This is a genomic window from Streptomyces sp. NBC_00878 (genome assembly GCF_026341515.1).
Classification (GTDB): Bacteria; Actinomycetota; Actinomycetes; order Streptomycetales; family Streptomycetaceae; genus Streptomyces.
Window position 1 is genome coordinate 2,856,216 of record NZ_JAPEOK010000001.1, and the last position, 13,805, is coordinate 2,870,020.

Consider the following 13,805-nt stretch of genomic DNA (forward strand, 5'->3'; position numbering starts at 1 on the left):
CTCCCATGGGCCCCATCGGCCTCCCACGGACCCCGAGGGTGGTGACCGGTGGTCCCGCTAGGTAGCCTCACCGGGCATAGTCCATGCGTGGATTGAGTGAGGATCAGTCGTGCCCCTGCCCTTTCTGACCGCCGATCGCGCCTTCGACGAGGCGGGCGAGGATCTCGCGCTGCCGTTCGACGATCGCGACCAGTGGCGGCGCCCGTACCGGCCCGGACCGTGGCGCGTCGCCGCGGCCGCGCTTCTGCTGCTGCTCGCGTCGTACGTGCTGTTCGCGGCGGTCGTCACCGCGGCGGCCGGCAATCGCTCCGGCGGGGCGGTGTGTCTGGGGATCGCGGCGCTCATCATCATCTGCGCCCTGCGGCTGCTGCGCATGGGCACGTGGGTGAGCGCGCAGGGGTTGCGCCGGGTCCGTTTCCTGATCACGAGCACGGCTCCCTGGACGAAGGTCCAGGCCGTCCGGACGGTCCAGCAGCCGGTGCGCTGGCTCGGGCTGCCTCGCACGGTGCAGGGGCAGGCGCTCGTCCTCGTCAGCGGCGACCGCGCGGGTGCCGAGCCGACGCCGCTGCTGACCACGCACAACGCGGACTTCCTCGGGCGCCCCGAGGCGTTCGACCGGGCGGCGGACGGCATCGAGGTGTGGGCGGACGAGTACCGCACGCCTGCCTGACGGACCGGCAGGCAGGCAGTACGGCGAAGGGGGCTGGTCCGCGGGTGCGGGCCGGCCCCCTTCCCCATGAGTGGGCGTGCCTCAGGCCCGTACGGGTTTCCCGTCGTGCAAGGCGATCGCGTGCTGCATCGCCTTGCGGGCCCGCGGGGTGTCGCGGGCGTCGTGGTAGGCGATGGCCAGGCGGAACCAGCTGCGCCAGTCGTCGGGGGCGTCCTCGGTCTCGGCCTTGCGCCGGGCGAAGACCTCGTCGGCCGAGTCGCGGTCGATCCGGCCGCCCGGGGTGCGCTTCAACTCGTCGACGGGCAGGCCGCCTTCGGCGTTGAGCTCGGCGGCGAGCCGGTTGGCCTTCTTGACGAACTGGGTGTTCTTCCAGAGGAACCAGACGCCGATCACCGGCAGGATGAGCACGGCGACGCCGAAGGTGACGGTGAGCAGGGTGCCGTTCCCAATGAGCATCACCCCGCGGCTGCCGGCCAGGACGAAGTAGACGACCAGGACGGCGGCCGTGACGGCGTACGTGATCTTCGCGCCCATGGCGGTTACTTCAGGTCCAGGAAGTGTTCCAGGCCGAAGGTGAGGCCCGGGGTGTCCACGACGCGGCGTACGCCGAGCAGGATGCCCGGCATGAAGCTGCTGTGGTGGAGGGAGTCGTGGCGGACGGTGAGGGTCTCGCCCTCGGCGCCGAGCAGCACCTCCTGGTGGGCCAGCAGACCGCGCAGACGTACCGAGTGCACCGGGACGCCGTCGACGTCCGCGCCGCGGGCGCCGTCCAGGGCCGTGACCGTGGCGTCGGGCTGCGGGGCGCTGTCCGCCCGCTGCCGGGCGGCGGCGATGAGCTGGGCCGTGCGCTGGGCGGTACCGCTCGGGGCGTCCACCTTGTTCGGGTGGTGCAGCTCGATGACCTCGACGGACTCGAAGTACGGCGCGGCCACCTCCGCGAACTTCATGGTGAGGACGGCGCCGATGGAGAAGTTCGGGGCGATGAGCACGCCCGTCTCCGGTGACGCGGCGAGCCAGGTGTTCAGCTGCGCGAGGCGCTCGTCGGTCCAGCCCGTCGTCCCGACCACGGCGTGGATGCCGTGGCGTACACAGAAGTCGAGGTTGCCCATGACCGAGGCGGGCGTGGTCAGTTCGACGGCGACCTGGGCGCCGGCGTCCGCCAGTGTCTCCAGTTTGTCGCCGCGGCCGAGGGCGGCCACCAGCTCCATGTCCTCGGCGGCCTCGACGGCCCGTACCGCCTCGGATCCGATACGGCCCTTGGCACCGAGGACCGCCACGCGCAGCTTGCTCATGTTCTTGCTTCCTTAGTCGAGGACTTACGCGACCCGTCGAGGACCTACGCGACCGCTTCGTGCAGACGGGACGCCTGTTTGTCCTTCAACGGGCCGATGACCGACAGCGAGGGCCGCTGTCCCAGGATGTCGCGGGCCACGTCCCGTACGTCGTCCGGGGTGACCGACGCGATGCGGGCCAGCATGTCGTCGACCGACATCTGCTCGCCCCAGCACAGCTCGCTCTTGCCGATACGGTTCATCAGCGCGCCCGTGTCCTCCAGGCCGAGGACGGTGGAGCCGCGGAGCTGGCCGATGGCGCGGCCGATCTCGTCGTCGGACAGGCCGTGCTCGGCGACCTGGTCGAGTTCGTCGCGGCAGATCTTCAGCACGTCGTGGACCTGGCTGGGCCTACAGCCCGCGTACACGCCGAAGAGGCCGCAGTCGGCGAAGCCCGAGGTGTACGAGTACACGCTGTAGGCCAGGCCGCGCTTCTCCCTGACCTCCTGGAAGAGGCGGGAGGACATGCCGCCGCCCAGCGCGGTGTTCATGACGCCCAGGGCCCAGCGACGCTCGTCCGTGCGGGCCAGGCCCGGCATGCCGAGGACGACGTGGGCCTGCTCGGTCTTGCGGCCGAGGAGTTCGACGCGGCCCGCCGTACGGATGGCCCGGGAGCCGTCGCGCGGGGCGATCGGGGTCGCGTCCGGTTGCTTGAGGGCGCCCGCCTTCTCGAAGGCCGCGCGGACCTGGCGTACGACCTTGTTGTGGTCGACGTTGCCGGCGGCGGCGACCACGAGGTGGGTCGGGTCGTAGTGCTTCTTGTAGAAGCGGCGGATGCGGTCCGCGGTGAGGGCGTTGACCGTGTCGACCGTGCCGAGGACCGGGCGGCCGAGGGGGGTGTCGCCGAGCATGGTGTGCGCGAACAGGTCGTGCACGCAGTCGCCCGGGTCGTCCTCCGTCATCGCGATCTCTTCGAGGATCGCTCCCCGCTCGACGTTCACGTCCTCTTCGACGATGAGCGAGCCCGTGAGCATGTCGCAGACGACGTCGATGGCGAGCGGGAGGTCGGTGTCGAGCACGCGCGCGTAGTAGCACGTGTACTCCTTCGCCGTGAAGGCGTTCATCTCGCCGCCGACCGCGTCGATGGCGGAGGAGATGTCCAGGGCACTGCGCTTCTGGGTGCCCTTGAAGAGGAGGTGTTCGAGGTAGTGCGTGGCGCCGTTCAGAGCCGGCGTCTCGTCGCGCGAGCCGACGTGCGCCCAGATGCCGAAGGTGGCGGAGCGCACGGAGGGCAGGGTCTCGGTGACGATGCGCAGGCCTCCGGGGAGGGTGGTCTTGCGGACCGTACCGATACCGTTCACGCCCTTGATCAAGGTTTGGGTACGGGCGACGGCCCGCGCCTCCGAGGAGGTGCGGGCCGTCGCCGTCGAGCTGCTGGACGTCACTTGTCGGTGTCGTCCTTCTTCTCGTCCTTCTCGTCGTCGCCTTCGCCCTCGATCACGGGGATGAGGGAGAGCTTGCCGCGGGAGTCGATCTCGGCGATCTCGACCTGGACCTTGGCGCCCACGCCGACGACGTCCTCGACGTTCTCCACGCGCTTGCCGCCGGCGAGCTTGCGGATCTGCGAGATGTGCAGCAGACCGTCCTTGCCCGGGAGCAGCGACACGAACGCACCGAAGGTCGTGGTCTTGACGACCGTGCCCAGGTAGCGCTCGCCGACCTCCGGCATGGTCGGGTTGGCGATGCCGTTGATCGTGGCGCGGGCGGCCTCGGCCTGCGAGCCGACCTGGGCACCGATGTAGATGGTGCCGTCGTCCTCGATCGTGATCTCGGCGCCGGTGTCCTCCTGGATCTGGTTGATCATCTTGCCCTTCGGGCCGATGACCTCGCCGATCTTGTCCACGGGGATCTTGACGGTGATGATCCGCGGGGCGTTCGGGGACATCTCGTCCGGCGTGTCGATCGCTTCCATCATCACGTCGAGGATGTGGAGGCGGGCGTCACGGGCCTGCTTGAGAGCCGCGGCCAGGACGGAGGCCGGGATGCCGTCCAGCTTGGTGTCGAGCTGGAGGGCGGTCACGAACTCCTTGGTGCCGGCGACCTTGAAGTCCATGTCGCCGAAGGCGTCCTCCGCACCGAGGATGTCGGTGAGGGCGACGTAGTGCGTCTCGCCGTTGATCTCCTGGGAGATCAGGCCCATGGCGATACCGGCGACGGGGGCCTTGAGCGGCACACCGGCGTTAAGGAGCGACATGGTGCTGGCACACACCGAGCCCATGGACGTCGAGCCGTTGGAGCCGAGGGCCTCGGACACCTGACGGATCGCGTACGGGAACTCCTCGCGGGTCGGGAGAACCGGCACGATGGCGCGCTCGGCGAGGGCGCCATGGCCGATCTCGCGACGCTTCGGGGAGCCGACGCGGCCGGTCTCGCCCACCGAGTAGGGCGGGAAGTTGTAGTTGTGCATGTAGCGCTTGCGGGTCACCGGGGAAAGGGTGTCCAGCTGCTGCTCCATCCGGAGCATGTTGAGGGTGGTGACGCCCAGGATCTGGGTCTCGCCACGCTCGAACAGCGCCGAGCCGTGCACGCGCGGGATGGCCTCGACCTCGGCGGCGAGCGTACGGATGTCCGTGACGCCGCGGCCGTCGATGCGGACCTTGTCCTTGATGACGCGCTCACGGACCAGGGACTTGGTCAGCGAGCGGTAGGCCGCGCTGATCTCCTTCTCGCGGCCCTCGAACTGCGGGAGCAGCTTCTCGGCGGCGAGACCCTTGACGCGGTCCAGCTCGGCCTCGCGGTCCTGCTTGCCCGCGATGGTGAGCGCCTGGGAGAGCTCGTCCTTGACGGCGGCGGTGAGCGCCTCCAGGACGTCGTCCTGGTAGTCGAGGAAGACCGGGAACTCGCCGGTGGGCTTGGCGGCCTTGGCGGCGAGGTCGGCCTGGGCCTTGCAGAGCACCTTGATGAAGGGCTTTGCGGCGTCCAGACCGGAGGCGACGATCTCCTCGGTGGGCGCCTCGGCGCCGCCCGCGACCAGCTGGATGGTCTTCTCGGTGGCCTCGGCCTCGACCATCATGATCGCGACGTCGCCGTCCTCCAGGGCGCGACCGGCGACGACCATGTCGAAGACGGCGTCCTCGAGCTCGGTGTGCGTCGGGAACGCGACCCACTGGCCGTTGATCAGCGCGACGCGGACGCCGCCGATCGGGCCGGAGAAGGGCAGACCGGCCAGCTGCGTGGACGCGGAGGCGGCGTTGATCGCCACGACGTCGTACAGGTGGTCGGGGTTGAGGGCCATGATCGTGGCGACGACCTGGATCTCGTTGCGCAGGCCCTTCTTGAAGGACGGGCGCAGCGGGCGGTCGATGAGGCGACAGGTGAGGATCGCGTCCTCGGAGGGCCGGCCCTCACGGCGGAAGAAGCTGCCGGGGATCTTGCCGGCGGCGTACATCCGCTCCTCGACGTCCACCGTGAGGGGGAAGAAGTCGAGCTGGTCCTTGGGGTTCTTGGACGCGGTGGTGGCCGACAGCACCATGGTGTCGTCGTCCAGATACGCCACGGCGGAGCCGGCGGCCTGCTTGGCCAGGCGGCCCGTCTCGAAGCGGATGGTGCGGGTGCCGAAGGATCCGTTGTCGATAACGGCCTCGGCGTAGTGGGTCTCGTTCTCCACTAGCGTTTTCTCCGATACTTTTCGTCTTTTGTCCCGATCCGCCCGTGTGGCGGGGGGACGTGAGCGGAGAAGCGCGCCTTCTGGTGCGGGCCGGTCTTCGATCGAAGCACCCGGGGTTCGCATCGCCCGGGGGCCACTACCGAGGACCGGCGGCGGCGAGGTGCACTTCTCCTCGTGGTACTGCGTCGTGCTACCACACTACAAAGGGGCAGTGACACTCCGCACGTACAGCAAAGGGAGCGGCCCCCTAAGAGTGGGAACCGCTCCCTTCACGGCGTCTTACTTGGCGCCCGCCGCACCGCGGCGGATGCCCAGGCGGTCGACCAGCGCACGGAAGCGCTGGATGTCCTTCTTCGCCAGGTACTGCAGCAGGCGACGGCGCTGACCGACCAGGATCAGCAGACCACGACGGGAGTGGTGGTCGTGCTTGTGGGTCTTGAGGTGCTCGGTCAGGTCCGAGATACGGCGCGAGAGCATCGCGACCTGAACCTCGGGCGAGCCGGTGTCGCCCTCCTTGGTACCGAACTCGGTGATGAGCTGCTTCTTCGTTGCGGCGTCGAGCGACACGCGTACTCCTCGTAGTCTTCGTCCATGGCCACCGAGTGCCCCTGGTCCACTTCTCAGGGGAGCTTCCGTTACTCGGGAGGCGGGGATCCGCTGGGCGCGTCCTCCAGGGCCCCTGAGGGGGCGGTCCGGGGGTGCGTACACATACGGCCGTCACACAGCGTACCAGGAGGTAGGGGTCCCCTTTACCGGGGTTCCGGGAGTCCGGGGAGGCCAGGGCCGGTCCCAGTAGGGTGACGCGACAGGTCGTTCGCTCGAGGCTTCGCCCGAGGGTTCGCTTGTCGGAGTTCTTGTTTCGTATGTCGGGGTTCGCATGTCGGGAAGGGGTCGCTTGGCCATGGCCGAGTCAGATGACAAGGACGTCAAGGCGCGCAAGGAGCGGGAGAAGAACGAGCTCTACGCCCTCGACATCTCGGGCGTCGAATGGCAGAGCGCGCCGGGTACGGAGGAACACGAGGAGCGGGTCGAGATCGCGTACCTCCCCGGGGGCGCGGTGGCCATGCGGTCGTCCCTCGACCCGGACACGGTCCTTCGGTACACGGAGGCGGAGTGGCGGGCCTTCGTGCTGGGCGCGCGGGACGGCGAGTTCGACCTGGAGCCGGCGCCGCACAATGGCGGGCTTTCGGCGGAGTAGCGGAGTAGTGGCGTAGCTCGGTAGTAGCGGAGTAGCTCAGTAGTAATGGAACAGCTCAGCGGGTGAACGGCTGAGTGGTCGCGTTCGAGGACGCGTGGAGGGGCCGGTGGCTTGTATGCCACTGGTCCCTCTTGTTGTGTCGGGTGGCGCGCAGTGAGCCGGAAACGCGCTTCTTAAGCGCTCTTTTGTCCACTTTGCCGTCCGTACAAGGCCGTTCGTACGTCCCTTCTGGGCAGGGCGTGACGCAGTGGGTGGGACCGGAGGGGTGGACGGGCCTGCCGTGGGGGTGGTTGTGGTGATTAGGCTGGGGTGGGCGCGGTAGCGGACCTGTGGACGGGACCGCCGCGTCGAAGGGGGAGCCGGGGCGCATCGAAAGCCCCGGACGACGAGAACGGTCGCCCCAGTTCGCCATGAGGGTGCTCGACCACACCAGGAGGAATTGTGAACAGCGATCGGGACGGGATCCGCGGGGGCTGGGCCACACCCGGCGATGACCAGTCCGACGCGGAGTCCGCCGTCGAGACGACGGGCGAGTTCACCATCGATTACGCGCCTCCAGCCTGGTATACACAGAACGCGTCGGGGAGTTCGGGGAGTTCTGAAGGGGTTTCGTCGGCTCCTGTCGAGGAGGAGTCGGACGAGGCGGAGGGCTCGGACGGGAGCGGCTCGGCGAACGAGGCGGACGTTGCGGGGGCGGGTGCGCCCGCAACTCCTGCCGTATCGGCCGGACCCGTGCCCAATTTCGCTCCTGGGGCGCCTTTCAATCCGCCCGCGCCTGTTCCTCACTCCTCCGCTCCGGTTCCTCCTTCAGTTCCTGGTGGTGGTCCGGCCGGTGTTCCGGGGTTGCCTGTGGGGAGTGGGTTCGAGCCTCATGCGTCGGCTCCCGAGGCACCCACCGCGGGACCTGCCGCTGTGCCGAATCTGCCGAGCCTTCAGGGACAGTGGGCTCAGCCGGTGGCACCTCCGGCTCCGGACGACAACGACGACAGCGGGGACATCGAGAGCGGCACCACCCTGCGGATCTCCCCTGTCGTTGTGAAGCGGGAGATCTCGGAGCGGGCGTCGGCCTCGGACGAGGTTGCCGCCGACTCCGACGACACCGAAGCCGATGTCGACGCCGATGTCGATGTCGATGTCGATGTCGATGTCGACGCCAGTGCCGACGCCGCGAACTCCGACGAGGCCTCTGTTGCCGATGTCGACGCGCAGGTCGTCGAGGTGGCGTTCGGGCGCGAGTCCGATGACGACGATGGCGTAGACGTAGGCGTAGACGACGTTGTTGATGGCCTTGATGGCGTTGATGGCGTTGATGGCGTTGATGGCGTTGGCGAGGATGAGACCGACAAGGACGCCGTCGCGGACGATTCCGCGGACGTCGTCGAGGTGCACCAAGTTGACGTCGACGCCGAGGATTCCGTTGATGTCAGCGACGTCGTGCCCGTCGCGGACGCCGAGCCTCAGGACGCTGAGCCAGAGCCGGAGGACGCTGCGCCCGCGAGCCAGGCCGAGCCTCAGGACGCCGAGCCCGCGAGCCAGGCCGAGCCTCAGGATGTAGTGCCCGAGCCCGCCGCGGACCTGGCCGACGCCGTGCAGGACACGCCTCCCGCGTGGGCTCCGCCGCCGATGCCGCAGGGTGGGCTTCCGCCGTTGCCGCCCTCGTACCAGCCGGCCGCGCCCGCTTCGGCCGCTCAGTGGCCCGCGTCGGCGGAGCGTGCGGACGAGCAGCCGCCGACGGAGGCTCCGGCTCAGCCGTCCGTACCGCCGCAGGGGCAGCAGCCGTTCCAGCCTCAGGCGCCGCAGCCTTCACCGCCGGCCTGGCCCGCCGTTCCCACCGCGCCTGGTACGCCTGCGGTGACCGGTACGTCTTCCGCGCCCGTATCGTCCGCGTCGCCCGCCGCCGACGTACCCACTCCGGCGGCGGCCTCCGGTGCTCCGGCGGCTCCCGGGCAGCCGGGGGGTTACGGATTCCCGCAGTTCAGCGCTCCGGGTACGGTTCCGGCGGCGCAGGACAGCGGTCCCAGTACGGCTCCGGAGCCCCAGGACAGCGTTCCGGGTACGGCCCCGGCGGCGCAGGCAGCTCCCGGCCTCCCGCAGCCCGCAGCTTCGACCGCGCCTCCGGCTCAGGCCCCTGCGCAGCAGGTTCCCGCCCCGGCTCCCCAAGGCGGCTACGGGTTCCCGCAGTCCGGTCCCGCCCCCGCCCAGCCCACTCCCCCGGCGCCCCAGGACGGCTACGGTCTCCAGCAGCCGGGCCCGCCCACGCCGCCCCAGCAGCCCGCTCCGACCCAGCCAGCCCCCGTCCAGCCCGCTCCGGCGGCGCCGAACACCCCCGCAGAGGCCCCCGGTTACGGGTTCCCGCAGCCCGGCGGCGCTCCGGCTCAGAGCGAGCCCCACGCACCTGCGCAGCCGCCCGCGGGTTACGGGTTTCCCCAGCCTGGCTACGGGTTCCCGCAGCCGGGTGCCCCTGCCCCGAGCGCGCCCAACGGGCCTGGCCCGCAGCCCGGTTACGGGTTCCCGCCGCCCAGCGGCGCTCCCGTCGCGAACCCCGCGGCACCGCAGGTGCCCCACCAGTCGGCCGGGGCCGCAGATGGACCCGGTTACGGATTCCCCCAGCCCGGGACGCCCAACTCGCCCGCCCAGCCGGGGGGTTATGGCTTCCCGCCGCAGGCGGCCGCCCAGGCCCCAGCCCCAGCCCCCGCTCCTGCTCCTGCTCCTGCTCCTCAAGCCCCGGCCCCGCAAGCTCCGGCCCCGCAGGCCCCCATCCCACAGCAGGCAGTCGCTCCCCAGCAGCCCACCGCTCAGCCGCCCACCGCTCAGCCGTTCCCCCAGCAGGGACAGCCGCACCAGCAGCCCGTACCGCATCAGCCGAACTCAGGTGCCGGTGTCGGCCAGCCCGGCGTACCCCTGCCGCAGGCACATCAGCCGCAGCCGCAGGAACAGCCGCAGGGGCAGCAGCCACACCAGCCCCAGGGCCAGCGCCCGCAGCCCCAGCCGCCCCAGCCCGGCCAGCAGCCTCCCGTCGACCCCCGTACCGGCTCCGCCTGGCCGCAGGCCGTTCAGCACGATCAGCGGCAGCCGACCAACCCGGGGGCGCCGCTCGGCTACACGGCGGCCGTGGAGTTGTCGTCGGACCGGCTGCTCAACAACAAGAAGCAGAAGGCGAAGAGCGGTCGGCCCAACGCCGGTTCCTCCCGGTTCAAGCTCGGTGGGAAGAAGGAGGAGGCCGAGCGGCAGCGGAAGCTGGAGCTGATCCGTACGCCGGTGTTGTCGTGCTATCGGATCGCCGTCATCAGCCTCAAGGGCGGTGTGGGCAAGACGACCACGACCACCGCGCTCGGCGCCACGCTCGCCACCGAGCGGCAGGACAAGATCCTCGCCATCGACGCCAACCCGGACGCCGGTACGCTCGGCCGCCGCGTCCGCCGGGAGACCGGGGCCACCATCCGTGACCTCGTCCAGGCGATCCCGTACCTCAACTCGTACATGGACATCCGGCGGTTCACGTCCCAGGCGCCCTCCGGCCTTGAGATCATCGCCAACGACGTCGACCCGGCCGTCTCCACGACGTTCAACGACGAGGACTACCGGCGCGCGATCGACGTGCTCGGCAAGCAGTATCCGATCATCCTCACCGACTCGGGTACGGGTCTGCTGTACAGCGCCATGCGCGGCGTACTGGACCTCGCCGACCAGCTCATCATCATCTCGACGCCGTCGGTGGACGGTGCCAGCAGCGCCAGTACGACGCTGGACTGGCTGTCGGCGCACGGGTACGCGGATCTCGTCTCGCGGTCGCTCACCGTCATCTCGGGGGTGCGCGAGACCGGCAAGATGATCAAGGTGAACGACATCGTCAGCCACTTCGAGACGCGCTGCCGGGGCGTCATCGTCGTGCCGTTCGACGAGCATCTGGCGGCGGGTGCCGAGGTCAACCTCGACATGATGCGGCCGAAGGTGCGCGAGGCGTACTTCAACCTCTCGGCGCTGGTCGCCGAGGACATCGCGCGCCACCAGCAGTCGCAGGGCCTGTGGACGTCGGACGGCAACCCGCCGCCGGTCGCCGCCCCGCCGATGCCGGGCCAGCCCCTGCCCGGTCAGCCCCTGCCCGGTCAGTCCATGCCTGGCCAGCCGATGCCCGGCCAGCCGTATCCGGGCCAGACCCCCCAGCAGGGCCAGCCCGCACAGCCGGGTCAGCCCTACCCTCAGCAGCCACAGCCGCACCCGGGCCAGGCGTACCCGCAGCCCGGGGCCCAGCCCCAGCCCCAACACGGCGCCCCGCCGCACTCCGGCGGCTATCCGCAGCCGCCTCAGCAGCACCCCGGCCAGCCGGGGCAACCAGGTCAGCCCGGCCAGCAGGCCTACCCCGGCGCCGCCCCCCAGGGCTGGCAGCCCCAGTCCGCCCCGCCTCAGCCGGGCCAGCAGCCGGGTCAGCCCGCGCAGCCCCAGCCGGGCGCCCCCTTCCAGCAGCGCCCGGCTCCGGCCGCCCCGGGCCAGGCGTTCAGCCCCAACCCCAACGCCCCCGCGCCCGCCCCGGGCCAGGCGTTCCAGCCGGGCCAGCCCTACCAACCCCCACAGGGAGACCAAGGTGCCCAGGGCACCCAGGACCCGCAGGCACCTCCGGCGCCCCACACTCCCCAGACCCCCCCGACCCCCCAGGGTCAGACCCCGCCATCCCCGCCGCCCCACCAGTAACCGGCGTCACCCGTAACCCATACGGCCGAACTCGCCGCTCCCGTTCCAGCCCGAAGGGCCCGCCCCGAATCCCACGGTGCGGGCCCTTCGCGCGCCCCCTGTCACCTCCCCGACGCGCCCCGCCCGCCTCGGCCCAAAACGCCCCCACACCAGCCGCGTTCCCCGTCGCCACCCTCCGACCAGGGGCCCTTCACCGGTCTGAACCAATGGCCATGAAATCCGCGTCAACTCGTTATTTCCGCAGGCCACACGGGGTTCATCGGCCGTTGACTCGTGCCGACCAGCGCTGGTAGACACGCACATCGACCCGGCCGCCGGCACCGGGTCGAGCAGCGCAACAACCCATCTCCGTGCGAGTGATGACGCGAGGTCAGCGACCCATGGACACACACGACCAGTTCGGCGCGAGGGGCGGCACGAAGGGCACCGTCCTCCGCCTCCTCGCGGCTGCCGGCGCCGCCGCCCTCACCCTCACCGTCGGCCTGGTGACCCCGCTCAACCCGGCGCCCCAGCAGGCCGAGGCGAAGGCCGGCAAGAAGGTGCTCACGGTCGCGGTGGCGCAGAGCGTGGACTCGCTGAGCCCGTTCGTCGCGGCACGGCTGGTCAGTACGAGCGTCCACCGGCTCATGTACGAGTACCTGACCAACTACGACCCGAAGGACAACCACGCGATCCCGGGTCTGGCCACCAAATGGGAACCCTCCGCGGACAAGCTCACCTGGACCTACACGATCCGCGAGAACTCCAAGTGGTCCGACGGCGAGCGGGTCACCGCCGAGGACGCGGCGTGGACGTTCAACACGATGATGACCGACGAGGGCGCGGGCACCGCGAACGGCAGCTTCGTCGCGAACTTCGGGAAGGTCACCGCTCCGAGCCCCAACAAGCTCGTCATCGAGCTGAAGAAGCCGCAGGCCACCATGGCCGCGCTGGACGTGCCGATCGTGCCGAAGCACGTCTGGGAGAAGGTCGACGACTTCTCGAAGTTCAACAACGACAAGTCCTTCCCCGTCGTCGGCAACGGCCCGTTCGTCCTCACGGGCTACAAGGCCGACAGCTACGTACGGCTGAAACCCAACAAGTCCTTCTGGCGCGGGGCGCCGAAGTTCGACGAGCTGGTGTTCAAGTACTACAAGGACGGTGACGCGGCGGTCGCGGCCCTGCAGAAGGGCGAGGTGTCGTTCGTCTCCGGGCTCACGCCCGCCCAGGCGGCGGCGCTGAAGGGCCAGGAGAGCGTCACGGTGAACGACGCGCCGGGCCGCCGCTTCTACGCGCTCGCCACCAACCCGGGCGCACGGGCGAAGGACGGCGCGAAGTTCGGCGACGGCCACGCGTCGCTGCTCGACCAGAGGGTCCGCCAGGCCCTGTTCATGGCCGTGGACCGCAATACCGTCATCGACAAGGTGTTCCAGGGCCACGCGGCCGAGGGCGAGGGCTACATCCCGCCGCGCTTCTCCACGTACCACTGGCAGCCGACGGACGGTCAGAAGATCGCGTACGACCCGGGCGAGGCGGCCAGGATCCTCAGGGACGCGGGCTACCTGAAGAACGGTGACGGCAAGCTCGTCGGCAAGAACGGCAAGCCGATCACCTACCGCGTCCTCTGCCACGCCACCGACCCGCAGGACAAGGCCGTCGGGAAGTACCTGGAGGAGTGGTGGGGCGAGCTCGGCATCGGAGTGAACCTCGACTGCCGGGACAACGTGAGCGACCCCTGGCTCGCGGGTGAGTACGACCTCGCGTTCGACGGCTGGGCCGTCAATCCCGACCCCGACTTCGTCCTCGCCATCCACACCTGCTCCGCGCTCCCGGCGACGGCCAAGGACATCGGCGCGACCGACAACTTCATCTGCGACAAGAAGTACGACGAGCTGTACGCGCAACAGCTCGCCGAGTACGACCCCGCCAAGCGGGCGGAGATCGTCAAACGGATGGAGTCCCGGCTGTACGACACCGGGTACATGAACGTCATGGCGTACCCGAACGCTGTCGAGGCCTACCGCACCGACCAGATCGCGTCGATCACGACCATGCCGGAGGCCGCGGGCAACATCTACGGCCAGGACGGCTACTGGAGCTGGTGGTCGGCGACTCCGGCCGCCGCCAGCGAGTCCTCCGACGACTCCAGCCAGACAGGCGTCATCATCGGCATCGTCGCGGGTGTGATCGTCCTGGCGGGCCTCGGGGTGTTCCTCGGGATGCGCCACCGTGCCACCGCCGAGGACCGCGAGTAGCGGCCCCGGCCGTGAGTAGCGGCCCCGCACCGCGCGACAGCCAGAAGACGGCAGCGTGCACGAGCCAGAGAGCCGG

General features: G+C 70.1%; 9 protein-coding genes. 4 read left to right on the plus strand and 5 right to left on the minus strand.

Translation table 11 applies throughout. The annotated features are described in order from the left end of the window. Positions 1–109: 109 nt before the first annotated feature. Positions 110–670: a hypothetical protein gene (locus OHA11_RS11705; protein WP_266495005.1), complete on the plus strand. Its 561-nt coding sequence runs from the start codon at positions 110–112 to the stop codon at positions 668–670. Between the two features lie 81 nt (positions 671–751). On the opposite strand, the gene OHA11_RS11710 is transcribed toward OHA11_RS11705, so the two are convergent. The 5 genes from OHA11_RS11710 to rpsO all read right to left on the minus strand — a co-directional run bounded on the left by OHA11_RS11710 (position 752) and on the right by rpsO (position 6,175). Continuing rightward, on the minus strand, positions 752–1,204 hold the full coding sequence (locus OHA11_RS11710) for a hypothetical protein (protein WP_266495007.1): 453 nt from the start codon (positions 1,202–1,204) through the stop codon (positions 752–754). Between the two features lie 5 nt (positions 1,205–1,209). Further along, positions 1,210–1,962, minus strand: a complete 753-nt coding sequence (gene dapB / locus OHA11_RS11715) for a 4-hydroxy-tetrahydrodipicolinate reductase (protein ID WP_266495009.1) — start codon at positions 1,960–1,962, stop codon at positions 1,210–1,212. Between the two features lie 44 nt (positions 1,963–2,006). Continuing rightward, positions 2,007–3,386, minus strand: a complete 1,380-nt coding sequence (locus OHA11_RS11720; RefSeq protein WP_266495012.1) for a pitrilysin family protein — start codon at positions 3,384–3,386, stop codon at positions 2,007–2,009. Beyond that, positions 3,383–5,608, minus strand: a complete 2,226-nt coding sequence (locus OHA11_RS11725) for a polyribonucleotide nucleotidyltransferase (protein WP_266495015.1) — start codon at positions 5,606–5,608, stop codon at positions 3,383–3,385. Before OHA11_RS11725 ends, OHA11_RS11720 begins: the two co-directional genes overlap by 4 nt. 279 nt (positions 5,609–5,887) lie before the next feature. Beyond that, a complete protein-coding gene (gene rpsO / locus OHA11_RS11730) occupies positions 5,888–6,175 on the minus strand; it encodes a 30S ribosomal protein S15 (protein ID WP_217234539.1) in 288 nt (95 codons plus the stop codon). A 334-nt stretch (positions 6,176–6,509) separates the two neighbouring features. Here rpsO and OHA11_RS11735 point away from each other — a divergent pair, with 334 nt between their 5' ends. The 3 genes from OHA11_RS11735 to OHA11_RS11745 all read left to right on the plus strand — a co-directional run bounded on the left by OHA11_RS11735 (position 6,510) and on the right by OHA11_RS11745 (position 13,729). After that, positions 6,510–6,806: a DUF397 domain-containing protein gene (locus OHA11_RS11735; protein ID WP_266495019.1), complete on the plus strand. Its 297-nt coding sequence runs from the start codon at positions 6,510–6,512 to the stop codon at positions 6,804–6,806. 441 nt (positions 6,807–7,247) lie between these two features. Continuing rightward, the gene (locus OHA11_RS11740) at positions 7,248–11,495 is read left to right on the plus strand and encodes an SCO5717 family growth-regulating ATPase (protein ID WP_266495021.1); all 4,248 of its coding nucleotides are present in this window, start codon (positions 7,248–7,250) and stop codon (positions 11,493–11,495) included. A gap of 380 nt (positions 11,496–11,875) precedes the next feature. Further along, positions 11,876–13,729, plus strand: coding sequence for an ABC transporter substrate-binding protein (locus OHA11_RS11745; protein ID WP_266495024.1), 1,854 nt, complete (start codon positions 11,876–11,878; stop codon positions 13,727–13,729). Positions 13,730–13,805: the final 76 nt, after the last annotated feature.

Coding starts and splice junctions, on each gene's coding strand:
- OHA11_RS11710 (WP_266495007.1), bottom strand. CDS start 1,204: ATGGGCGCGAAGATCACGTACGCCGTCACGGCCGCCGTCCTGGTCGTC.
- dapB (WP_266495009.1), bottom strand. CDS start 1,962: ATGAGCAAGCTGCGCGTGGCGGTCCTCGGTGCCAAGGGCCGTATCGGA.
- OHA11_RS11735 (WP_266495019.1), top strand. CDS start 6,510: ATGGCCGAGTCAGATGACAAGGACGTCAAGGCGCGCAAGGAGCGGGAG.
- OHA11_RS11745 (WP_266495024.1), top strand. CDS start 11,876: ATGGACACACACGACCAGTTCGGCGCGAGGGGCGGCACGAAGGGCACC.